The 21548-nt window shown below is 70.7% G+C and carries 18 protein-coding genes and 2 pseudogenes; 15 read left to right on the forward strand and 5 right to left on the reverse strand.

The features are described 5' to 3' along the window. Positions 1-212: 212 nt before the first annotated feature. On the reverse strand, positions 213-1184 hold the full coding sequence (locus tag ACZ9QC_RS29105) for an alpha/beta hydrolase (RefSeq protein ID WP_472915814.1): 972 nt from the start codon (positions 1182-1184) through the stop codon (positions 213-215). 136 nt (positions 1185-1320) lie between these two features. After that, positions 1321-1638, reverse strand: coding sequence for a putative quinol monooxygenase (locus ACZ9QC_RS29110; protein ID WP_472915815.1), 318 nt, complete (start codon positions 1636-1638; stop codon positions 1321-1323). Between the two features lie 144 nt (positions 1639-1782). Here ACZ9QC_RS29110 and ACZ9QC_RS29115 point away from each other — a divergent pair. Both ACZ9QC_RS29115 and ACZ9QC_RS29120 read left to right on the forward strand, forming a co-directional pair. Then, a pseudogene (locus ACZ9QC_RS29115) lies at positions 1783-1965 on the forward strand (AraC family transcriptional regulator); the annotation flags it as partial. A 149-nt stretch (positions 1966-2114) separates the two neighbouring features. Beyond that, positions 2115-2352 (forward strand): annotated as a pseudogene (locus tag ACZ9QC_RS29120) (PIN domain-containing protein); the annotation flags it as partial. Between the two features lie 248 nt (positions 2353-2600). Here the strand turns inward: ACZ9QC_RS29120 and ACZ9QC_RS29125 are convergent. Next, the gene (locus ACZ9QC_RS29125; RefSeq protein WP_472915816.1) at positions 2601-5687 is read right to left on the reverse strand and encodes a response regulator; all 3087 of its coding nucleotides are present in this window, start codon (positions 5685-5687) and stop codon (positions 2601-2603) included. Positions 5688-5886: 199 nt separating this feature from the next. Between ACZ9QC_RS29125 and ACZ9QC_RS29130 the strand changes: the two genes are divergently transcribed. The 13 genes from ACZ9QC_RS29130 to ACZ9QC_RS29190 all read left to right on the forward strand — a co-directional run bounded on the left by ACZ9QC_RS29130 (position 5887) and on the right by ACZ9QC_RS29190 (position 18468). Beyond that, positions 5887-6576, forward strand: a complete 690-nt coding sequence (locus ACZ9QC_RS29130; protein WP_472915817.1) for a response regulator — start codon at positions 5887-5889, stop codon at positions 6574-6576. Next, positions 6573-7490, forward strand: coding sequence for a glutamate ABC transporter substrate-binding protein (locus ACZ9QC_RS29135; RefSeq protein ID WP_472915818.1), 918 nt, complete (start codon positions 6573-6575; stop codon positions 7488-7490). The genes ACZ9QC_RS29130 and ACZ9QC_RS29135 overlap by 4 nt, the downstream gene beginning before the upstream one ends. Positions 7491-7599: 109 nt before the next feature. After that, positions 7600-8379 carry an amino acid ABC transporter ATP-binding protein gene (locus ACZ9QC_RS29140; RefSeq protein WP_472915819.1) on the forward strand — a complete coding sequence of 260 codons (780 nt, stop codon included), beginning with the start codon at positions 7600-7602 and terminating at the stop codon, positions 8377-8379. A 97-nt stretch (positions 8380-8476) separates the two neighbouring features. Next, positions 8477-9307, forward strand: a complete 831-nt coding sequence (locus ACZ9QC_RS29145; RefSeq protein WP_472915820.1) for a glutamate ABC transporter substrate-binding protein — start codon at positions 8477-8479, stop codon at positions 9305-9307. A 77-nt stretch (positions 9308-9384) separates the two neighbouring features. Beyond that, positions 9385-10053, forward strand: coding sequence for an amino acid ABC transporter permease (locus tag ACZ9QC_RS29150; RefSeq protein ID WP_472915821.1), 669 nt, complete (start codon positions 9385-9387; stop codon positions 10051-10053). After that, positions 10050-10940 carry an amino acid ABC transporter permease gene (locus tag ACZ9QC_RS29155; protein WP_472915822.1) on the forward strand — a complete coding sequence of 297 codons (891 nt, stop codon included), beginning with the start codon at positions 10050-10052 and terminating at the stop codon, positions 10938-10940. Before ACZ9QC_RS29150 ends, ACZ9QC_RS29155 begins: the two co-directional genes overlap by 4 nt. Before the next feature lie 42 nt (positions 10941-10982). Further along, positions 10983-12410, forward strand: coding sequence for an aspartate ammonia-lyase (locus ACZ9QC_RS29160; protein ID WP_472915823.1), 1428 nt, complete (start codon positions 10983-10985; stop codon positions 12408-12410). A 553-nt stretch (positions 12411-12963) separates the two neighbouring features. Next, positions 12964-13173, forward strand: coding sequence for an aldehyde dehydrogenase family protein (locus ACZ9QC_RS29165; RefSeq protein ID WP_472915824.1), 210 nt, complete (start codon positions 12964-12966; stop codon positions 13171-13173). A 204-nt stretch (positions 13174-13377) separates the two neighbouring features. Then, entirely contained in the window at positions 13378-14679 is a 1302-nt protein-coding gene (locus tag ACZ9QC_RS29170; RefSeq protein ID WP_472915825.1) for an NAD(P)/FAD-dependent oxidoreductase, read from the forward strand. A 41-nt stretch (positions 14680-14720) separates the two neighbouring features. Next, complete coding sequence (locus ACZ9QC_RS29175; protein ID WP_472915826.1) at positions 14721-15410, forward strand: DUF1365 domain-containing protein; 690 nt, start codon at positions 14721-14723, stop codon at positions 15408-15410. Beyond that, entirely contained in the window at positions 15407-16741 is a 1335-nt protein-coding gene (locus ACZ9QC_RS29180) for a class I SAM-dependent methyltransferase (RefSeq protein ID WP_472915827.1), read from the forward strand. Before ACZ9QC_RS29175 ends, ACZ9QC_RS29180 begins: the two co-directional genes overlap by 4 nt. A gap of 73 nt (positions 16742-16814) precedes the next feature. After that, a complete protein-coding gene (locus ACZ9QC_RS29185; RefSeq protein WP_472915828.1) occupies positions 16815-17615 on the forward strand; it encodes a DUF1295 domain-containing protein in 801 nt (266 codons plus the stop codon). Between the two features lie 145 nt (positions 17616-17760). Beyond that, on the forward strand, positions 17761-18468 hold the full coding sequence (locus tag ACZ9QC_RS29190) for an alpha/beta fold hydrolase (protein WP_472915829.1): 708 nt from the start codon (positions 17761-17763) through the stop codon (positions 18466-18468). Positions 18469-18757: 289 nt separating this feature from the next. Here the strand turns inward: ACZ9QC_RS29190 and ACZ9QC_RS29195 are convergent, their stop codons facing one another. Continuing rightward, positions 18758-19414 carry a fasciclin domain-containing protein gene (locus tag ACZ9QC_RS29195; protein WP_472915830.1) on the reverse strand — a complete coding sequence of 219 codons (657 nt, stop codon included), beginning with the start codon at positions 19412-19414 and terminating at the stop codon, positions 18758-18760. 102 nt (positions 19415-19516) lie between these two features. Next, positions 19517-21022: a sulfite oxidase gene (locus tag ACZ9QC_RS29200; RefSeq protein WP_472921843.1), complete on the reverse strand. Its 1506-nt coding sequence runs from the start codon at positions 21020-21022 to the stop codon at positions 19517-19519. Positions 21023-21548 lie beyond the last annotated feature (526 nt).

Raw genomic sequence — 21548 nt, forward strand, 5'->3', positions numbered from 1 at the left:
GACCGGCCCCGGGGCATGCCGTCACGGCCAGACCCGTACCGTGCCTTCACCGGATTCCTCGGCGGCAGCCGTCGTCCTCCCGCATCGCCTTCGACCCCCCATCCGCACGACGGGCGCTCTGGCCGATGCCGGAGCCGGCGCCCGTGACGATGGCTACCTTCATGGTGTTCCTCCTGGGTGCAGTGGTGTGTGCGCGAGTGAGTCGGCGGCGCCTATGCGGCGGAGTCCGGGTCCAGGACGCGGGCGAGCCAGTCGGTGCGGGTCCGGCGGGCCGTGGCCGAGATGCGCGCCTGCGGGTACAGCGCGTCGAAGCCGTGGAAGCCGCCCGCCCAGACGTGGAGTTCGGCCTGGCCGCCGGCCGCCCAGATGCGGGTGGCGTAGTCGGCGTCCTCGTCGCGGAAGACTTCGGCGGAGCCGGTGTCGATGTAGGTGGTCGGCAGGCCCGAGAGGTCGTCGGCCAGCGCGGGTGAGACGTAGGGGGGTACCTCGTCGTCGGTGAGGTCGCCGAGGACGCAGCGCCATCCGAACGCGTTCATCTCACCGGTCCAGACGCCGGGCACGCCGGAGTACTGGCGGCTGGAGGCGCTGGTGTTGCGGTGGTCGAGCATGGGGCAGATCAGCATCTGCGCGGCGATCGCCGGGGTACGGAGGTCGCGGGCCAGCAGGGTGACTCCGGCGGCGAGGCCGCCGCCCGCGCTGGCGCCCGCGACGACGATCCGGGCCGGGTCGATGCCCAGTTCGGCGGAGTGTTCGGCGACCCAGAGCAGTCCCTGGTAGCAGTCGTCGACCAGGGTGGTGCCGGTGGCCTCGGGTGCGAGCCGGTAGTCCACGGAGACCACGACTGCGCCGAACCGGTCGAGCCACTCCAGCGGGATGTCGATCTGCGAGAAGCGGTCGCCCATGACCATCCCGCCGCCGTGGATCCAGTAGACGCAGGGTGCGGCCGGGGTGGTGCGGTCGGTGTGCGCGGGGCTGAAGACCGACAGGGGGATCGGGGCACCGTCCTTGGCGGGGACGGTGATCTCGTGCCGGTCGACCTGCCGGTGGGCGAGGAGGGACTCGACGGGCGTAGAGGGGAGCCGGCGCAGCTGCGCGAGGATGTCCGGGCTGAGCTGGGACATCAGCGGCATGTCGGCGAGCAGCTCACGCAGTTCGGGGTCCAGGGCGGGTCGTGTCGTGGTCATTTCGCTGCCTTTCGTGGGGTGGTGCCGGAGGTCGGGTGGTGCCGGAGGCCGGGCGGTGCCGGAGGCCGGGCGGGAAAGGGCGCCGGCTCGCCAGGTGCCGAGGCGGCAGGGGCGGGGGTGTGGGGCGATCGGCGGGTCAGAAGGCGGCCTTGCCGCAAACCGGGACGTAGTCGGTGTACTCGGATTCCTTGGCCAGCAGTGGGCCGATCTGGGCCACGATGGCCTGGGCGGCCTCACCGGCGAAGATCCGGTGGTGGTCCTCCTCGCTGGTCCAGCCCTCGGCCACGTGGACGACGTCGGGGTCGGAGGCGGAACGGGAGACGAGGTAGACGACGCAGTGTTCGCTCGCGGCGGGGCTGCCCTCGTTCAGGCCGGTCAGCAGCAGGTCGACCAGCTGGTCGACCATTCCGGGCCTGGCGGTCAGGGTGGCGTTGAAGCCGTATTTGACGATCATGGATGCCCTCTTCTTCGGTGATGGAGTGAGGTGATTCCATTCAACCGGCCTGAACTGCGAAAACGTTAGAACGATGCTCGCTCGTACTTGCACGATCCTCGCGATTGCGGGAGCAGCAGCGTGGAATGGTGCCGCAATGGACGCATGTACCTCGACGAGCTCCGCACCCTGCTGGCCGGGCATGCCCGGCCCGACTGGACCACCGCCATCGACGGGGTCCTCGTCTCGAAGGTCGACCGGCCGGATCCGCCGGCGCCCTCGATGTCCGGCACGGTGCTGGCGGTCATCGCCCAGGGCGCCAGACGACTCGCTCTGGGCGAGCGGGTGACCGTCAACGCGGCTCTTCGGGACCATGTGGCGCGGATCAAGAGGCTGGAGGCTGCGGAGGCGCTGGCCGCGCGAGGTGAGCGCGACGAGTTCGAGCAGGCCGCAGCGGCGCATGAAGCCGTGAAGCGTGCGCGACGCGAGGCCTTCGAGTGATCACGTATCTGGTGGACACCTCGACTCTGTGGCATCTGTTCCGTACCCCAGGTGCGCTGCGCCCCTGGGAGGGGCACATCGCCGCCGGGGTGTTCCACATCTGCGAGCCGACACGTGCCGAATTCCTCTGCTCGGCGACCAGCCCGTCTCACCGGGATGAGCTGGCCGAGGAACTAACTGGACACGCGCTGTCTGCTCTCTCCGGTTCCGAAGAGCGCCTGGCGGTGGGTCGACGCAGACGGACGAGCCTGATCTCCGAGGCAGCGAGGCCGACCGCTTCGGCGCACCGAACGAGCCCGCCACCTTCGAGCCGTCCCCACGTGCGCGGGGCCGACTGGCAGGCATTCGGAGGCGGCATGAAGAAACATGGAGCTGTCCCCGCCCATTCGGGGGGTCACTCCGCCTGCCTTGGAGTCGCTGTAGGGACATCCGCTGTGTGCCAGTCCGAGGCCCGCTCCACAGGCCCCGGCGGGCACCGATCCTCAGCAGCGGCTGCGCAACTCCTGCGTGGTCCGGCGCATCTCGTCCGCCAGCCGCGTCAGGACCGCGGGGAGGGGAGCGTCGTCACGAGCCGTCCACGGCCGCCGCGCGTCAGCAGCGGCCTCGAGGTCCTGGCAGAGTTCCGCCGCCCGGGTCGCTCCCACGGTCACGCAACTGCCTTTGAGACGGTGCGCCCACAGGCGCGCCGCATCGAAGTCCCCGGTCTCCAGCGCCTCCCGCAACCGGTTGAGGACCTCGGGGGTCGAGGCCGCGAACGCGTCGGCGATGTCCGCGATGTCGTCGGCGGACAGGCCGTCGAGCTCCGCCGGTATGCCCGAGGTGTTGGGTGCGGCGGATTCGGTGGGCGGTTCCGCCGCCGTCCAGACGGCGATGCGGGTGAGTACCTGCGTCCAGTCCACCGGTTTGGTGAGGTGGTCGTCCATGCCCGCCTCGATGCACCGGGTCCGGTCGTCCGGCATGGCCGCCGCCGTCATGGCGATGATCGGGACGCGCTCGGATCCGCCCTGGCGCCGCCTGATCTCGGCCGTCGCGGCGAGGCCGTCGAGTCCCGGCAGCTGGCAGTCCATGAGGACGAGGTCGTACCGGTCGCGGAGCACGGCTCGAACCGCACGTTGCCCGTCGTCGACCACGTCGACATGGTGGCCCGCCTTCTGCAGGACGAGCCGTGCGACCTGGGAACTGACGTCGTCGTCCTCGACGACGAGGACACGGACCGGGCGTGCCGCCACGCTGGCACGATCTTGTGCTCCGCCGTCGTACTGGTGGGGGAGCAGCGCCGGGGGCTCGGGGGCTTCCGCCGCGCCGAGCGCGTTCTGCGCCGCTGCCAGCAGACGGCGTCGGCTCAGTGGCAGCGTCACGGACTGGACGATCCGGTCCTTGGTCCGGGAAGCGGCAGGCCACGCGGCACCGGTGCGTCCCGGAGTGATCAGCACGATGACGTTGGTCGCGTGGAGCCGAGGATCGGTGAGGACGGCGTCGGCGAGCGAACCGTTCTCGTCGTCGTCCGGCCGGGCCGGACGCGTACCGTTCCCGGCGAGTGACATGTGGAGGTCGATGACGGCCAGGTCGAACGGCGACCGAGCCGCTGCCGCGGCCCGTAGCGCGGCTGTGGCTGCGGCAGCGTCCGCCGCCTCTTCCACCACCAGACCGGCTCCGGACAGAATGCGGCGCGCCAGCTCCCGGTTCTCCTCGTCCGCGTCGGCGACGAGGACACGACGACCGTTCAGTTCCTCGTGGGTGGGGGCGGTCCGGGCGAGGACGTCCATGGGCAGGGTCACCCAGAAACGGCTGCCGACGCCCTTCACGCTGTCCAGTCCGATCCTGCCGCCCATGAGCTCGACCAGCTGCCGGCTGATGGCAAGCCCCAGTCCGCTGCCGCCGGTGCGGCGCGTGATGGGCGAGTCGAGCCGACGGAAGGTCTCGAAGACCCGGTCCCGGTCCTCGGGGCCGACACCGATGCCGGTGTCGCGGACGGTGAACCGCAAGGTCGCCCGGTCGGCAGCGGACGGGGCAGGCTGATCGCGGCCGGGCTCCGGTGACGGGGCACGTCGATCGCGGTCGGCCTCCAACGTGACCTCCAGGTCGATCCCGCCCTGGACGGTGAACTTCATGGCGTTGCCGAGGACGTTGGTCAGCACCTGCCGCAGCCGGACGGGATCCCCGACCACGTGCTGGGGGAGGTCCTCGGCCAGGTGGAGCGCCAGCCACAGGCCCTGCCTGTAGGCGTGCGGGGCGAACAGGGCCACGACCTCGTCACACAGCCGGGGCAGGTCGAAGGCCACCTGCTCGATCCTCAGGTGGCCCGCCTCGACCTTCGACAGATCGAGGAAGTCGTCCAGCAGCCGGAGCAGGTTCTGTGCGGATTCCTGCACGGTGCTCGCGTAGTGCCGCTGCTCGTCGTCCATGCGGGTGCCGAGAAGGAGGGTGTTCATGCCCAGTACGCCGTTGATCGGCGTGCGGATCTCGTGGCTGACCTTGGCCAGGAACTCGGACTTGGCGGTCGAGGCCCGCACCGCCTCGTCCCGCGCCGTGGCGAGCGCGTCCGCGTACCGCGCCAGGGTCCGCTGCGCCCGTCGACGGCTGCGGCTGGTGTGGATCTGGAAGCCGAGCCCGGCCAGGATCAAGGCGGTGAGCAGGGCGGCTATGAACAGCACCCGGCTGCGCAGATGCTCCGCGGAGGCCAGTGCCTCGGCGGCGGGCACCTCCGCGGTGACCGTCCAGCCGATGCCCGGGATGGGCTCGGAGGCCGAGAGCACCGCACCCTCGGTGCCGCGCCAGTTGGTGAAAACCCTGCGTCCGGCCAGCGCCGCGTCCACCCGAGCGTCCTCCCGCAAGGAGGTGAGCGCGAACAGCCGGCCCGCCGGGTCCGCCACGAGGACCCCGGCCCGATCCGTGATCAGCAGCCGGATCCCCTGAGCCGCGGCGGCCTCGGAAGCGTACGCCTGGACCGCGTCCAGGCTGTAGACGGCGGTCAGGATGCCCAGCATCTCCCGGCCGTCCTCGTCCGGGATCGGCGCCGCGACCGCCACGGCACGGGAGACTCCCTGCATGGTGGGCGTGTACGCCTGCGACACGTACGGCTGCATGTCGCTGCGCACCGCGCGGTACCAGTCGGTTCTGCTGACGTCCTGGAACAGTTCTGCCGAGGGCTGGGCGTCGATCAGCCGCCCATCGGGAGCGGCCACGATCACTCCGCTGATCCCGGGCCGCATCCGGGCCAGCTCCGCCAGCGCGTCGGTCAGACCCGGCCCCGCCGCCCGGTCGCCGGAGGTGACCGAGGCGCGTATCGCGGGCCGCTGGGCGTAGGCGCTGACGAGCTGCTTCAGCGTCCCCATCTGCTGCTCCACGACCACCCGGCTCACCGCGGCGGTCGTCTCCACCCGGTCTCGCACCTCGCTGCGGACAGCCCGGTCGGACAGCGTCACACTCGACGAGGTCAGCAGTCCGAGGGGCAGCAGGCCGAGCAGCACCCACAGCGCGGCCACCGCGAACAGCCATCCCCGGTCGCCGTCACCGCGGCGCGGGAACGGCCAGGCACGCCGTCCGGTCCTGGAGAGTCGCCCTCCCAATGCGTTCACCTCCAGGTGAACCGGCGGCTCATCGAGATGCTGCCGCAGTAACAAGAGTGGTTGCCGGGAAAAAATAGTAGGTCAAGCGGTTGAAAGAGACATTTGCGGTGAGCACAATGCTCAAAATGCCGAGGGGACACCGCGTCGATTGAGAATCTATGGGGTCGTCTGGACGGTCGCCGAAACGAGGAGCGTGGCGATGGCGTCGAAGGAGATAACCCTTCTCATCGTGGACGACGACCCGGTCGTCACCACTGCCTTGCGGGCTCAGGTCAACCGGATCTCCGGGTTCAGGGTCGTGGCCATCGCGCACACCGGGCGCGAGGCGCTGGCCGCCGCGCGACGGTTCGCACCGCGCCTGGTCCTTCTTGATCTGCACCTGCCCGACATCTCGGGATTGGACGTGGCCCATCAGCTTCGGCGGCCCGACTATTCGCCCACGGACGTCATCGTGATCTCCGGCAGGCGGGAGTCCGCCGCCGTACAGGCGGCGATGCAGCGCGGCGCCCTCTACTACCTGATCAAGCCCGCCCGGACAGCCACCGTGGAACAGACCCTCCTCAGATACGCGGCAGCGTCGGCGCACCTGTCGGCCGGTGGGGGGATGGTGGAGCAGCGCGCGATCGACCGCGTCTTCCGCTCCCTGCACCTCGACGCGGTCGTCCGGCCCAAGAGCATCTCGGCCGCGACCGAGCGGGTGGTGCTGGACGCGCTGTCCGCCGCGGGACGGGATCTGTCGGCTCACGAGACCGCGGAGGCCGTCGGCATCAGCAGGGCCACCGCCAGGCGGTATCTCGAGTATCTGGCCGACCGGGGAGACGTCGTGACGAGCCTGCGCTACGGGTCGTCGGGGCGGCCGCAGCACCGCTACCGCTTCTGCGATTCATGATTTCCCGCCGTGCGGTACTGGCCGCGCTGAGCTGTCTGGTGCTCGGCGGCTGCGGCCTGCCCGGTCCGGACACCGGGGCACGCTTCCCCGGGGGGTCGGCCATGGCCCGCGTCGAGGACCGGGGCACGTTCACCGTCGGCATCAAGTTCGATCATCCGCTCTTCGGGTACAAGGACCCCTCCACCGGCCGGATCACCGGATTCGACGCGGAGATCGCCCGCATGGTGGCGAAGGACCTCACCGGCAGCGAGCGCAACATCCGGTTCATCGAGACCATGCCCCGCAACCGCGAGGACTTCCTGCGCCGCGGGGTGGTGGACGTCGTGGTGGCGACGTACTCGATCAGCGAGGAGCGCCGCAAACTCGTGGACTTCACCGACCCGTACTACTACTCCAGTCAGGACGTGCTGGTCCGCCGCGACGAACGGAACATCCACGACCTCGCCGACCTCGCCGGCCGGGACGTGTGCACGGCGGCGGGCTCGACGTCCGCTCAGCGGTTGCGGGGCGAGGTCCCGCGCGCCCGACTGGTCCTCGTCGACACCTACAGCGAGTGCATGTCGGCGCTGGTCGACGGGCGGATCGACGCGATCAGCACGGACGAGTCCATCCTGCTGGGCATGATGAGCCAGTATCCGGACACGGTCCGCCTCGTCGGCAAGCCGTTCGGAAGGGAGCCCTACGCCATCGGTGTGCGCCGGGGCGACGCCGACTTCCGCGACTATCTGAGCGGGCTGATCCGGCAGTATGTGCGCGACGGCCGCTGGGACAAGGCATTCCGGGACACCATCGGCGTGATGAACGTGCCCGCGAAGGCGGCCAAGCCGTCCCCTTCCCCTTCTTCGCTTTCCCTTTCCCCGTCTACGCTCTCCCTTTCCCGCTCTTCACCCTCCCTTTCCTCGCCCTCCCGCTGAGCAGAAAGCGCACAAGCCCTTTACGGGAGTGCGCTTTTCCTACGGTGACGCCATCGCCGCCGAGAACGGCATCGCGGTCGGCGAATCCGAGGAAGGGAGATGTGTTCCCATGACCAAGGTTGTGTCCGCGACGCATCAGCGGGCGGTGCCGAGCACCGACTTGGTGGTGCTCGACAGGGTCAACAAGCACTACGGGCATCTGCATGTGCTGAAGGACATCGACCTGGCCGTGAGCCGCGGTGAGGTCGTGGTGCTGATCGGTCCCTCCGGGTCCGGCAAGTCCACGCTCTGTCGCACCGTCAACCGGCTGGAGACGATCGACTCCGGCACCATCACCGTCGACGGAACGCCGTTGCCCTCCGAAGGCAGGCAACTGGCACGACTGCGCGCCGAAGTCGGCATGGTTTTCCAGAACTTCAACCTCTTCGCACACAAGACCGTCCTGGACAACGTCACCCTCGCCCCGGTCAAGGTGCTGAAGCAGAACCGGAGGGCCGCCGAGCAACGCGCCCACGAACTCCTCGACCGGGTCGGTATCGGGGCCCAGGCCCACAAGTACCCGGCCCAGCTGTCCGGAGGACAGCAGCAGCGGGTGGCCATCGCCCGGGCCCTGGCTATGGACCCGAAGTTGATCCTCTTCGACGAGCCGACCTCCGCCCTCGACCCCGAGATGGTCAACGAGGTACTGGACGTGATGACGGCCCTCGCCCGGGACGGCATGACGATGGTCGTGGTGACGCACGAGATGGGCTTCGCCCGCCGGGCCGCCGATCGCGTCGTGTTCATGGCCGACGGCCAGATCGTCGAGGAGAACACCCCCCACGAGTTCTTCGACCACCCGCGCAGCGAACGCGCCCAGTCGTTCCTCGCCAAGATCCTCACCCACTGACACCTGGACCGCCGGCCGTCCGAGGGCCGGCCGTCCAAGCGCCGGGCGCACCCCGCACATCCAGACCCTCCTCCCCTCTGCCATCGAAGGATTCAGCATGTCCAAGAGACTGATCAGCGTCGCTCTCACCTCCGTGATCGCCGTACTGAGCATCGGCGCCTGCACAAACGGCGGCGCCGACACCGGCTCGTCCGTAGTCGACCGGGCCGAGAAGGACAACAAGCTCGTCATCGGCGTGAAGGCCGACCAGCCCGGTCTCGGCCTGCGCACCCCTGACGGCACCTTCACCGGCTTCGACATCGACGTCGCCAAGTACGTCGCCAAGGAACTGGGCGTCGACGAGAAGAACATCACCTTCAAGGAGGCCGTGTCGGCCAACAGGGAGGCGTTCCTCCAGCAGGGCCAGGTCGACATGGTGGTCGCCACCTACTCCATCAACGACGCCCGCAAGCAGAAGGTCTCCTTCGCCGGGCCCTACCTGGTCGCCGGCCAGGACCTGCTGGTCCGCGACGACAACAAGGACATCACGGGTCCGGAGTCGCTCAACGGCAAGAAGCTGTGTTCGGTCGCGGGCTCGACCTCCGCGCAGCTGATCAAGGACAAGTACGCCAAGGAGGTGCAGCTCCAGGAGGAACGGACCTACTCCGCATGCGTGGACCGGGTGCTCAGCGGACAGTTGGACGCGGTCACCACCGACAACTCGATCCTCTACGGCTACGCGGCCCAGCACCCCGGCAAGCTGAAGGTGCTCGACTCGCCCTTCAGCCAGGAGAACTACGGCATCGGGCTGAAGAAGGACGACAAGAAGGGCCGGGACGCAGTCAACGACGCGCTGGACAAGATGGTTTCCGACGGCTCCTGGACCAAAGCGCTCAAGGCCAACCTCTCCGCCTCCGGATTCCCTGTCCCGAGCCTCGAGCGGTACTGACGACGAAGCCGGACTGCGGGCCGCCGGGCAGCACGTTCGTTCCCGCTGCCCGGCCCCGCCCTTGATTGAAGGTACTGATGGACGCACTGTTCACCGAGCGAGAGACGATCCTCGCCGCGTTCTGGATGACCCTGAGGCTCACCGCCGTCAGCGCGCTCGGCTCACTCGTGCTGGGCACCGTACTGACGGGGATGCGCGTCTCGCCCCTCCCGGTGCTGCGCACCGCCTCCCAGGTCTACGTGACGGTGGCCCGCAACACCCCGCTCACGCTGGTCCTGCTGTTCACCAGCCTGGGCGTGGGCGCCAATCTCGGTGTGGAGTTCTCCGCACAGATCAGCGTCAACAACTACTGGCTCGCCGTCCTCGGCCTGACCGCGTACACGTCGGCGTTCGTGTGCGAGGCACTGCGGTCGGGCATCAACACCGTCCCCGTCGGGCAGACGGAGGCGGCCCGGGCGGTGGGGCTCGGGTTCGGTCGGACCCTGGGCTCCGTCGTTCTGCCCCAGGCGTTCCGGGCGGTGATCCCGCCGCTCGGAAGCATTCTGATCGCGCTGACCAAGAACACCACCGTCGCCCTCGTGGCAGGGGTGGCGGAAGCCTCCGTCCGGATGCGGGAGATGATCGAAATCTACGGCGACCAAGTGATCCAGATCTTCCTCGGCTTCGCGGCGGGCTTCGTGGTGCTGTGCCTGCCGACCGGCCTCCTGTTCGGCTGGCTCTCGCGTCGCCTGGCGGTGGCCCGATGAGTGGCTACTCGAATCTGTACGAGGTCCCCGGCCGCCGGGGAATCATCCGCAACCGGGTGCTGGCGGCGGTGATCACCGTCGTCTTCGGCTGGCTCGGATACGTGGTGTACGCGCGGTTCGACGAGCGTGACCAGTGGGCGGCGGAGAAGTGGCAGCCCCTGCTGCGCGCCGACGTCTGGACGACGTTCATCCTGCCGGGCCTGGAAGGCACCCTCAAGGCCGCGGGGCTGGGGATCGTGCTCGCGGGCGCCTTCGGGCTGGTCTTCGCGACGGCTCGGATGTCAGAACACGCCTGGATCCGTGTGCCCGCCGCAGCGGTCGTCGAGTTCTTCCGGGCCGTTCCCCTCCTGCTGCTCATCTTCTGCGCGTTCTTCGGCTCCTTCGCGATCACCGGAACGACCATCTCCCCGTTCGCCGCCGTGGTCCTCGGCCTCACCCTCTACAACGGGTCGGTCATCGCGGAGACGCTCCGGGCCGGAGTGAACAGCCTTCCCAAGGGACAGGCGGAGGCCGCACGGGCGCTCGGCATGAGCAAGGCCCGGACGATGGCGCTGGTCCTGATGCCCCAGGCGATCGTGGCCATGATGCCGGCCATCGTCAGCCAGTTCGTCGTCCTGCTGAAGGACTCGGCCCTGGGATTCATCGTCGGCTACGACGAACTCGTCGACCGTGGCCTGAACGGCATCGCCGCCAACTTCTCCAACGTGATCCCGGCCGCCCTGCTCGTCGCGGCGATATTCATCGCGATCAACACGGCCCTCGACGCACTGGCGCACTGGCTCCAGCGGCGGATCAGCAAGGGCAGAAAGGTGACGCGCGAGCCCGGCGGGGACACGGCCGCACCTCGGCCCGCCGCCATGGACAAGGCCCTCACCAAACCGCTCTGAACAAACTCACGGTGATCCGCCCAGATCAGGAGTACACCCCTCATGGACGACGAGTTCCGCTACGAGCACGACCTCCTCGGCGACCTTCCGGTGCCCCGGTACGCCTACTTCGGCATCCACACCCTCCGGGCGGTGCACAACTTCCCCATCACCGGCACCCGTATCTCCACCCACCGTGACCTGGTCAACGGGCTGGCCGCCGTCAAGCAGGCCGCGGCGCTGGCCAACCGCGACCTGGGACTCCTGGAGGCCGACAAGGCCGAGGCCATCGTCACCGCCTGCGAGGAGATCCGCTCCGGCAAGCTCCACGACCAGTTCGTCGTGGACGTCATGCAGGGCGGCGCGGGCACGTCCACCAACATGAACGCGAACGAGGTCATAGCCAACCGGGCACTCGAACTCCTCGGTCACCACCGCGGCGAGTACCACCACCTGCACCCCCTCGACGACGTGAACGCCGGGCAGAGCACCAACGACGCCTACCCGACGGCGGTCAAGGTGGCCCTCCAGGCAAGCGCTCACCGTCTCCGACAGGCCATGGCCACCCTGCGGCAGGCCTTCCGGGCCAAGGCCGACGAGTTCGCCGACGTCGTCAAGACCGGCCGCACCCAACTGCAGGACGCGGTACCCATGACCCTCGGCCAGGAGTTCGGCGCGTACGCGGTGATGCTGGCCGAGGACGAACAGCGGCTGGCCGAGGCGAGCGCCCTCATCCGGGAGATCAACCTCGGAGGTACGGCCATCGGGACCGGCCTCAACTCCCACCCCCGCTACGCGGCACTGGCCTGCGCACACCTCAGCACCATCACCGGTGAGCCCCTGTCCACCGCCGCCGACCTGGTGGAGGCCACCCAGGACGCCGGAGCGTTCGTCCAGCTCTCCGGGGTGCTCAAGCGCATCGCCGTCAAGCTCTCCAAGACCTGCAACGATCTCCGTCTGCTGTCCTCCGGGCCGCGCGCGGGCCTCGGCGAGATCAACCTCCCCGCCGTGCAGGCCGGCTCCAGCATCATGCCTGGCAAGGTCAACCCGGTGATCCCCGAGGTCGTCAACCAGATCGCCTTCAAGGCCATCGGCAACGACATCACCATCACCATGGCCGCCGAAGCGGGCCAGCTCCAGCTCAACGCCTTCGAACCGGTCATCGCCCACTGCCTGTTCGAAAGCCTCGGTCAGCTGGAGGCCGGATGCCTGACGCTGGCCGACCGCTGCGTGAACGGCATCACCGCCAATCGCGAGCACCTGCGCGCGGTCGTGCACAACACCATCGGGATCGTCACCGCCCTCACCCCCGTCATCGGCTACGCGCAGGCCAGTGCCGCCGCACAGGAGGCACTGGACAGAAGCCTGCCCGTGGCCGACGTGGTCCTGGCACGCGAACTGCTGGGCGCCGACGAACTCCGGCGCGCTCTACGTCCCGAGACGCTCGCCGGAAGTAATGACCGGGAGCCGATCGCACGCGCGTCGGACTGACCTGCAGCCCTCCACGGACGCGGCCCGGCACGCGGCGAGCACCCTCAACGCGAAGGCCCCGGTCCGGGAACGCCGGGCGGCCCGCGCCCATGTCACCGCTGAACTCGACGCCGCCGACACAAGGCGCTCGGCCGAGTAACCCCAGCCGAGCGCCATTTCACACCGTCACGAACTCCCTCGGTGCGTCCGGTCAGGTCCGGATCACCGGCGTTCACCGTGGGAAGTGGACCGCGCCGGCGACCTGCCCGGATGTGGAGAGGTGGTGGAGCGGGATCTGGTCTCGGCTCGGCGATCCGCTCGCCGGGCGGGCTGCACCAGGCGTCGCTCGACGCCTTCGCCGACACCGTGCGCGGGCCCGGACCTTGACTCTGATTGCTGCTCGCCAGATCGCCGGGTACGTCTCCGCCCTCGCGCTGCCGGCGCAGGCCGTGCACCTGGACCTCACCGACGACAACCTGATCCGCCGTCCCGACAGTCGGCCGCCCCTGCCGGACGGGGTAACCATGAGGCCGTCGAGATCGCCAACGACACCGCATACGGCCTGACGGCGGCTGTGCACTCCGGTTCGACCTCGCGGGCCGCGGCCATCGCCGAGCAGTTGCGCACCGGCATGGTGCACCTCAACGACGTCTCCGCCATGGACGCCGCGAACGCCCCCTTCGGCGGGATGGGAGCGTCGGGCAACGGCTCCCGCATCGGCGGCACCGCCAACCTGGAGCAGTTCACCCAGTGGCGCTGGATGACGGTCCTGGGGTCCGTGTGATCGCGGGGACGACTGACGCAACCGGCGAGTACCCAGGCCGGCCCCAGTAGTCCCGAACCCTCCCCCCTCCCTCTGCCTGCCTGCCTGCCGCGCGAGCCGCGCGGTCGAGGTCCGAGGCAGCTGGTCCCGTCGTCCGGCCAATCCGGTGCCCGAGCGGATCCGGATTACGCGAGAGCGTTGATCGCGGCCGACAGGAGGATGGCGATGGAGGGGACGTCGAGGGAGGCGTCGCGGGGAGCGGAACGTGGGCGGCGGACCGCCGTGGTCGGTGCGGGGGTGGCGGGGCTGACCGCCGCGTACGTCCTGGGCCTGAACCGTCACGTCACCCTGTACGAGGCGGACGGCCGGCTCGGCGGACACGCGCACACCCATGAACTGGCCTCGCCGCACGATGGGCGGACACACCGCGTCGACTCCGGTTTCATCGTGCACAACCGGCGCACCTACCCGTACCTCCTGCGGCTGTTCGACGAACTCGGCGTCAGCACGCAGGAGTCCGAGATGAGCATGTCCGTACGGTGCGAGGGCTGCGGATTGGAGTACGCCGGCGCCCGCGGTCCCGCCGGACTGTTCGCGCGGCCCCGGAACCTCCTGCGCGGCCCCTACCTCAGGCTGCTGGCCGAGGTTCCCTCCTTCCACCGGGCGGCTCGCCGACTGCTGGCGGAGAGCCCCGACGATCCGCTCACCCTCGCGGAGTTCCTGGACCGGGAGGGCTTCTCCGCCTACTTCCGCTCCCACTTCACGACACCGGTGGTGTCCGCCGTGTGGTCGTGCGACGCCGCCACCGCGCAGCTCCATCCGGCCGGCCACCTGTTCCGCTTCCTGGCCCACCACGGGCTGCTCTCGGTGGGCGGCTCACCGGTGTGGCGCACCGTGACCGGTGGTTCGCGCGAGTACGTCGACCGGATCGCCAAGCACATCGGCGAGGTCCGCACCGCGACCCCCGTACGGTCCGTGCGACGGCACGCCGACGGTGTGGACATCACCGCCGAGGACGGCACGACCGAGCCGTACGACGCCGTGGTGATCGCCGTCCACCCGGACCAGGCGCTGCGAATGCTGGCCGACGCGAGTCAGCGGGAGCGGGAGGTGCTGGGCGCGTTCCGGTACTCCCGCAACACCACGCTCCTGCACACCGACACCAGGCTGCTGCCCCGCGCACGCGGCGCCCGCGCGTCATGGAACTACCTCATGCCGTCGTGCGCGGCGGGCGCCGACCGCGTACGGGTCAGCTACGACATGAACCGGCTGCAACGTCTCGACGCCCACGAGACGTACGTGGTCACCCTGGGCGGCGAGGACCGTGTCGACCCCGGGCGGGTCCTCGCCCGCATGGTGTACGAACACCCCGTCCACACACCGGAGTCGGTGGCCGCCCAGCGGCGGCTTCACCAACTCAACAGCCCGGTCTGCGTGTTCGCGGGCGCCTACCACGGCTGGGGGTTCCACGAGGACGGTTGCCGCTCCGGCGTCGAGGCCGCGACCGCACTCGGGGGGCGCTGGTGAGCACCGTCGTACCGGCCCTGTATCCCTGCACGATCACGCACGTGCGGACGACACCCTGGCGGTACGCGCTGCGCCACCGCACCTACATGTGGCTCGTCGATCCCGACCACCCGCCCCGACTCCCGCCCCCGCTACGGCCGTTGGCCCGGTTCGACCCGCGCGACCACTTCACCGGCGACCGGCCCACGCTCCGGGCCGGTCTGGACGCCTTCCTCGCCGAGCACGGTGTGGATCTGGACGGCGGGCGGGTGGTGATGCTCACCCACGCACGCGTGCTGGGGCACGTGTTCAACCCGCTCACCCTGTACTGGTGCCACGGCCCGGCCGGGGAACCGCGCTGTGTGGTGGCCGAGGTGCACAACACCTACGGCAGGCGCCACACCTACCTGCTGCGCCCCGACGCGGCCGGAACCGCGCGCACGGACAAGGAGTTCTACGTCTCGCCGTTCTTCCCCGTCGACGGCCACTACCGGATGCGGCTGCCGCCGCCCGGTGCACGGCTCGACCTGACCGTGCACCTGGACCGCGAGGGCGGCCGGGCCTTCACCGCGACCGTACGCGGCACCCGGCGCGCACCGACCACGGCGTCCCTGCTGCGGCTCGCGCTGCGGCACCCCTGGTCCACCCTCGCCGTGTCGGCCGCGATCCGCGCCCACGGCATCCTCCTCCACCTGCGTGGGCTGCCCGTGCAGCCCCGCCCCGATCACCGCACCTCGAAGAAGGCGACATGACGACAGCGAGGACGACCGAGCCACGCACCGCCCCCGGTGGGCAGCCCACGGTCCCCGGTGGGCGGACCGCCGCCGACGCCACGACGGCCGGCGGACGCGACATCGCCGACGCCCCCGCCCGCCGTACGGGCGTCGATGCCGCGCCGCGTGCCTCCTGGTCGCGGTCCGCCGTGACCCGCGCCGTCGTGCGGCACGCCCTGCGGGAGCTGCCCCTGAGCGCCCGGTTCGCCGGCTCGGAACCGGTGGGCCGGGGCGGGCCACTGCTGGAGGTGCGCGATCCGCGGAGCTTCCACGCCCGCGTGGGCACGCACGGTCTGGTCGGATTCGGGGAGTCGTACATGGCGGGCGAGTGGGACGCCCCCGACCTGGTCGGGGTGCTCACGGCGCTCGCCGCGCACGCCGCCGACCTGGTCCCGGCCCCGCTGCAACGGCTGCGCGGGCTGTGGACGCTGCGCCAGCCGCACGACGAGCGCAACACCCCCGACGGCTCCCGGGCCAACATCAGCCGCCACTACGACCTCTCCAACGACCTGTTCGCCCTGTTCCTCGACGACACTCTCACCTACTCCTCGGCGGTGTTCCGGGGCTTCCCGGCGAGTTGGGACCTGCTCGCGGCGGCCCAGCGCCGCAAGATCGACCGGCTTCTCGACCTGGCCGACGTGGGCGAGGGCACCCGGCTGCTGGAGATCGGCACCGGCTGGGGCGAGCTGGCCCTGCGGGCGGCCGCGCGGGGAGCCCGCGTCACCACCCTCACTCTCTCCCGCGAACAGCGGGCCCTGGCCCTGGAACGTATCCGCGCGGCGGGACTCGACGACCGGGTCTCCGTCGAACTGCGCGACTACCGGGAGGCGGGCGGCGAGTACGACGCCGTGGTCAGCGTGGAGATGATCGAGGCGGTGGGCGCCGAGTTCTGGCCGGTGTACTTCCGCGCTCTGGACGACCGGCTGGCACCGGGCGGCCGGGCCGCGTTGCAGGCCATCACCATGCCGCACGAGCGGATGCTCGCCACCCGGGACACCTACACCTGGATCCACAAGTACGTCTTCCCCGGTGGACGCATCCCGTCCACCCGGGCGATCGAGGAGACGGCCCGCGACCACACCCGGCTGCGCCTGGCCCGCCGCGACGGCTTCGGCGCCCACTACGCCGAGACCCTGCGCCTGTGGCGGGAGCGGTTCACCGCGCGGGCGGGGGAGGTCGACGAGGCCGGCTTCGACGAGACCTTCCGGCGCCTGTGGACCTTCTATCTGGCCTACTCCGAGGCCGGGTTCCGCTCCGGTTACCTCGACGTCCAGCAGTACCTGTTCACCAAGGAGCAGTCCGCCCGATGAACACCGCCCGCACCTCCGCCCGGCCCGGCGCCCCATCGGCCTCCCCGAGGCGCTACGGGTGGCTGGACCGGCCGTGAACGGGTTCGACCTGAACGCGTTCGCGCCCAACCTCGGCTGGGCCGCCGCTGCGGCGCTGGGCGTCATGCTCGTCACTTTCGGCCTCGCGCTGCGCGCGGGGGTGCACCGGATCGTCGATGTCGCGTGGGGGGTCGCTTTCGCCGCCGTCGCCGCCGTGACCTTCGCCGCGTCCGACGGGCACGGGGATCAGACGCGGCGGGTGCTGGTGACCGTGTTGACCGTGGTGTGGGGGCTGCGGCTGGCCGCGCACATCGCGCGCCGCGGCCGGGGCCACGGCGAGGACCCTCGCTACGAGGCGATGCTGGCCAGGGCTCCCGGCCGACGGAACCCGTACGCCCTGCGCATGGTCTACCTGCTGCAGGGCGCGTTGGTCTGGCTGGTCTCCCTGCCCGTCCAGGCGGCGCAGTACGTGTCCGGCCCACCGTCCTTCCTCACCTGGATCGGCGTCGCGGTGTGGGCGGTGGGCCTCGGCTTCGAGGCGGTCGGGGACGCCCAGCTCGCCCGGTTCAAGGCCGACCCCGGCAACCGGGGCCGGATCATGGACCGAGGGCTGTGGTCCTGGACCCGGCACCCCAACTACTTCGGTGACTTCTGCGTGTGGTGGGGTCTGTTCCTGCTCGCCTGCGACGCGCCGGAAGCGGCCCTGGCGTCCGTGGTGTCTCCGCTGGTGATGAGTCTCCTGCTGGTGCGGGGGAGCGGAAAGCGACTGCTGGAACGCCACATGGCGGGCCGTCCCGGCCATGCCGAGTATGTTGCGCGCACCAGCGGCTTCTTCCCCCGCCCGCCGCGTCGGTGAGAAGGTGCCGCACGTAGTGCCGCCGGCCACGAGCACCCGCCGTGCCCGCAGGGGCGAGGGCGATGACGCGGAAGCGGCTCCGGACGATGACGATGACGATGACCATGATGAAGACGGATACGGATACGGAGACGAGAGCGACGACTTGGACGAGACCGTGATCCCTCTCTCGCCCGGAGCGGCGCTCGTGCCACGGCGGCTTCCGGCGCGGCCCCGGGCGGCCGTGCTGGTTCTGCACGGCGGGCGGGAGTTCGGCCCTGGCCCCTCGCGCCCCTGGCATCTCGCCGCACTGCGTATGCATCCGTTCCTGTGGTCCCTGGGCGCCGAGCCGAGCGGCCGTGACGTCCTGCTCGGCCGTGTGCGCTACCGCCTCCAGGGCTGGAACGGCACCCGCGCCGACCCCGTCCCGGACACCCACCGGGCCCTCAGCCGTGTCGCCGAACTCGCCGGCCCGGTGCCCACGGTGCTGGTCGGTCACTCCATGGGCGGCCGGGCCGCCCTGCGTGCCGCCGGACACCCGGGGGTGAGCGCGGTACTGGCGCTCGCGCCGTGGTGTCCGCCGGGCGAGCCGGTGGCCCAGCTGGCGGGCCGTCGGCTCGTGGTTCTGCACGGAGAACGGGACCGTGTCACCTCGCCCGTGGACTCGGCGGACTACGTGCGCCGGGCGCGCGGCACGGCGGCACGGGCGGGCATGGCCCTGGTCGGCGGTGGTGACCACGCGATGCTGCGCCGCCGCGCCCTCTGGCACCGCGCCGCCACGGCCGCCGTGGCCCACCTCCTCGACCCCGACTCCGCTCCCGACCCGCTGCCCGCGGAGTCCTACCGCGTCACGGACCACTTCCCCGTGCTCTGAGCGTTCCGGTCACCGCCCGCACGGCGCGGTCCCGCGAGTTCCGCGGCGAACCCCGCCCCGGTCAGCAGAGCACGGTGGCCCTCCGGCGCCGCGGCCGAACCCGTACCGTGCCGATGCCTTCCACGTCTTGCATCGAGCCCCGGAGCGCCGCCGCGCCGCGGGGTGACGGCGCGCGACCGTCGTGCCGATCGGTCGAGACGGCGCGACGGCGAAGGCCCCGGGAACGCCACAGCGGTGGCATCCCCGGGGCCAGGGCGTGCGCGGTCAGGTGGTGGGCATCAGGCGGGCATCAGGCGGTGGGCATCAGGACGGTGTCGATGATGTACACGGTGGCGTTGGCCGTCTTGACGTCACCGCAGACCACCTTGGCGGAGTCGTTGACGGTGTAGGACTCGTCCGAGCCCGAGGTGGTCAGCTTCGACTTCTCCAGCGTGTCGAAGGAGCCGCTCTCCAGGTCCGCCGGCGCCAGCCTCTGACCGACGACGTGGTAGGTGAGGATCTTGGTCAGCTGCTCCTTGTCGTTGAGGACCTTGTCCAGGGTGGCCTTGGGGATCTTGTCGAAAGCGTCGTTGGTGGGGGCGAACACGGTGATGTTCTCGGCGTTGTTGAGTGTGTCGACCAGACCGGCCTTCTTGACGGCCGCGACGAGCGTGGACAGCGCCGGGTTGTTGGAGGCGGCGGTGGCCACCGGGTCCTGGGCCATGCCGTCGAAGGAGCCGGCGCCGTCCTCGGGGACCGCCGAACAGGCCGGGCCGAAGGGCTGATCGGCCGTCGACGTGCCGGAGCCGTTCATTCCCTCCTCGGACGCGGTCGCCGGCGCGGACGCCTTCGTGGAGGCGTCCGACGACGCCGCGTCGCCGCCGTCGTCGGAACAGGCGCTCAGCGTCAGGGGCAGTACGGCCGCGGCGGCGAGGACGACGGCGGTACGACGGATACGGGTGTTCATGGGTTTCTCCTGTGGGATCGACGCGGCCGGAGGCCACGTCCGTGTGGGAAGGGAAAACTGGGAAGGGAACCGAGGGCCGGAAACCCCGGGTCGGGAGAGAGGTCAGTCGACGGTCACCACGACGGAGTGCCATCCGGTGGCGCCGTCGGGGACGGTCCGGGCGCGTTTCTCCGGCTGCACCCGGCCGGTGCGATCGGTGGCGCGAACGGTGAGGGTGTGGCCGCCCCTGGTCGCCCGCCAGGGGAAGGACCACTGACGCCAGGTGTCGCGTGAGTCCTCGGCGGCGAGCCGGGCCTGCTGCCAGGGGCCGTCGTCGACCCGGATCTCGACCTTGTCGATGCCCCGGTGCTGGGCCCAGGCGACACCGGCGACCATGACCGGACCGGCCTCGGGGCGGGCGAACGGCTTCGGGGTGTCGATCCTCGACTGTGTCTTGACCGGTGCCCTGCGGGCCCATCCGCGCCGGACCCAGTAAGGGTCGTAGGCGTCGAAGGTGGTGAGTTCGAGGTCCTCGATCCACTTGCAGGCGGAGACATAGCCGTAGAGGCCGGGCACCACCATACGGACGGGGAAGCCGTGGTCGAAGGGGAGCGGCTCGCCGTTCATGCCCAGGGCGAGGAGGGCGTCCCGGCCGTCCAGGACGTCCTCGACCGGGGTGCCGATGGTCATGCCGTCGACCGAGCGGGCCACCAACTGATCGGCCGGACCGCCCTCGGACGGGGGCCGCACACCGCACTCGGCGATCAGTTCGGAGAGCCGTACGCCGATCCAGCGGGCGTTGCCCACGTACGGGCCGCCGACCTCGTTCGAGACGCAGGTCAGGGTGATGTCGCGCTCGACCAGCTCACGCCGCAGCAGATCGTCGTAGGAGAGGGAGAGCGGTCGGCGAACACCCTCGCCGTGGAGGCGCAGCCGCCATGCGGTCACGTCGACCTTGGGCACCACCAGCGCGGTGTCCACGCGGTAGAAGGCGTTGTTCGGTGTGGTGAAGGAGCTGACACCGGGGATGCGTAGCTGGGCCCCCTCGGGGACGGGAGGAGCCGGCGAGGCGGGAACAGGCAGCGCGAGCGCCTCGCGTGCGGAGACCGCGTCCCGGCCGCGCGAGCCGTTCAGGGCCCGGCCCAGGGTGCCGGCCCCTGCGGACGCCGCGGCGGCGGCCGTAGCGGCGATCACGAACCCGCGGCGATCCCACCCCGGGGCGGCGGCCGACTCGCCGTGCGCACCGGACGCCGCGGCCGGCGCCGGGCTGCCTGGAGCGAGGCGGCCGGCCAGGACATGAAGCAGCACGGCTCCCACGAGCGCGCCCACCGCGGACGGCACGGCGTCGAGGAAACCGTTCGAATCAGGTCGCTCGGTGGCCGCGACCGCGCCCACCGCCCCGAAGAGCAGCAGGCCGGCCACGGCGGCGCGCCGGAAACGCAGCGCGGAAATTCCGAGAGCGACCGCGAATACGGCCAGCAGGAAGAGGACACCCCATTGGAGAACGAGTTTGTCGGCCGTCCCGAAATTCCGGATGGCCCAGTCCTTCACGGCCGCGGGTGTGCGGTCGATGGTCGCGCCACCGACCGCGACGACGGGGCTGGACTCGGGCCTGACCAGCGCCGACATCAGCTCGGCCGCGGCCAGTGCCGCCAAGCCGGCCAGCGCGCCGCTGAGCGCGCCCAGGGCCGGCCGTGCCCGGCCGATGCCCTGTCGCGTTTCCTTCTCGTCGTCCCTCACGTGAGGAATCCGGCCCCGGGCGGACGGCGGATTGGTCGGAACCCCGATCCGGTGAATCTTTTTCTCGGACCAATCCGCCGCCGCTGCCGCTACGGATGTAAAGCCGCTGCCTTCGCCACGGATGGAATAGCGGATTGCTTGACCGGTGGAATGGAATTCGCCGGACCGCGTGCCGCGCCGCCCCTTCGCGAGAATCGCCGGGCCGGTGCGTCGGTCCGGCCCCCGCCCGGAGAGCCGCCGGTCGCACCACGCGTCGCTCGCGGCGACCGCGGCGCCCGCCCCCGGGGAGGGAGCACGCGGCCGGAGGCCGAGGGCCCCGGCCCGTGGACATCCACGTCGTGCCGCTCCGGCAGGCCAGGGCCCTGGACGTGGCACGCGCCGCCCGTGACATCGTGGCGCGCGCCGCCCGTGACAT

The organism is Streptomyces sp. HUAS MS02 (assembly GCF_055702265.1).

What these genes read in the sequence shown, in the direction of transcription:
- ACZ9QC_RS29105 (WP_472915814.1), bottom strand. Translation starts at nt 1,184, where the DNA reads ATGACCACGACACGACCCGCCCTGGACCCCGAACTGCGTGAGCTGCTC.
- ACZ9QC_RS29110 (WP_472915815.1), bottom strand. Translation starts at nt 1,638, where the DNA reads ATGATCGTCAAATACGGCTTCAACGCCACCCTGACCGCCAGGCCCGGA.
- ACZ9QC_RS29130 (WP_472915817.1), top strand. Translation starts at nt 5,887, where the DNA reads ATGGCGTCGAAGGAGATAACCCTTCTCATCGTGGACGACGACCCGGTC.
- ACZ9QC_RS29135 (WP_472915818.1), top strand. Translation starts at nt 6,573, where the DNA reads ATGATTTCCCGCCGTGCGGTACTGGCCGCGCTGAGCTGTCTGGTGCTC.
- ACZ9QC_RS29140 (WP_472915819.1), top strand. Translation starts at nt 7,600, where the DNA reads ATGACCAAGGTTGTGTCCGCGACGCATCAGCGGGCGGTGCCGAGCACC.
- ACZ9QC_RS29145 (WP_472915820.1), top strand. Translation starts at nt 8,477, where the DNA reads ATGTCCAAGAGACTGATCAGCGTCGCTCTCACCTCCGTGATCGCCGTA.
- ACZ9QC_RS29150 (WP_472915821.1), top strand. Translation starts at nt 9,385, where the DNA reads ATGGACGCACTGTTCACCGAGCGAGAGACGATCCTCGCCGCGTTCTGG.
- ACZ9QC_RS29155 (WP_472915822.1), top strand. Translation starts at nt 10,050, where the DNA reads ATGAGTGGCTACTCGAATCTGTACGAGGTCCCCGGCCGCCGGGGAATC.
- ACZ9QC_RS29160 (WP_472915823.1), top strand. Translation starts at nt 10,983, where the DNA reads ATGGACGACGAGTTCCGCTACGAGCACGACCTCCTCGGCGACCTTCCG.
- ACZ9QC_RS29170 (WP_472915825.1), top strand. Translation starts at nt 13,378, where the DNA reads ATGGAGGGGACGTCGAGGGAGGCGTCGCGGGGAGCGGAACGTGGGCGG.
- ACZ9QC_RS29180 (WP_472915827.1), top strand. Translation starts at nt 15,407, where the DNA reads ATGACGACAGCGAGGACGACCGAGCCACGCACCGCCCCCGGTGGGCAG.
- ACZ9QC_RS29195 (WP_472915830.1), bottom strand. Translation starts at nt 19,414, where the DNA reads ATGAACACCCGTATCCGTCGTACCGCCGTCGTCCTCGCCGCCGCGGCC.
- ACZ9QC_RS29200 (WP_472921843.1), bottom strand. Translation starts at nt 21,022, where the DNA reads ATGTCGGCGCTGGTCAGGCCCGAGTCCAGCCCCGTCGTCGCGGTCGGT.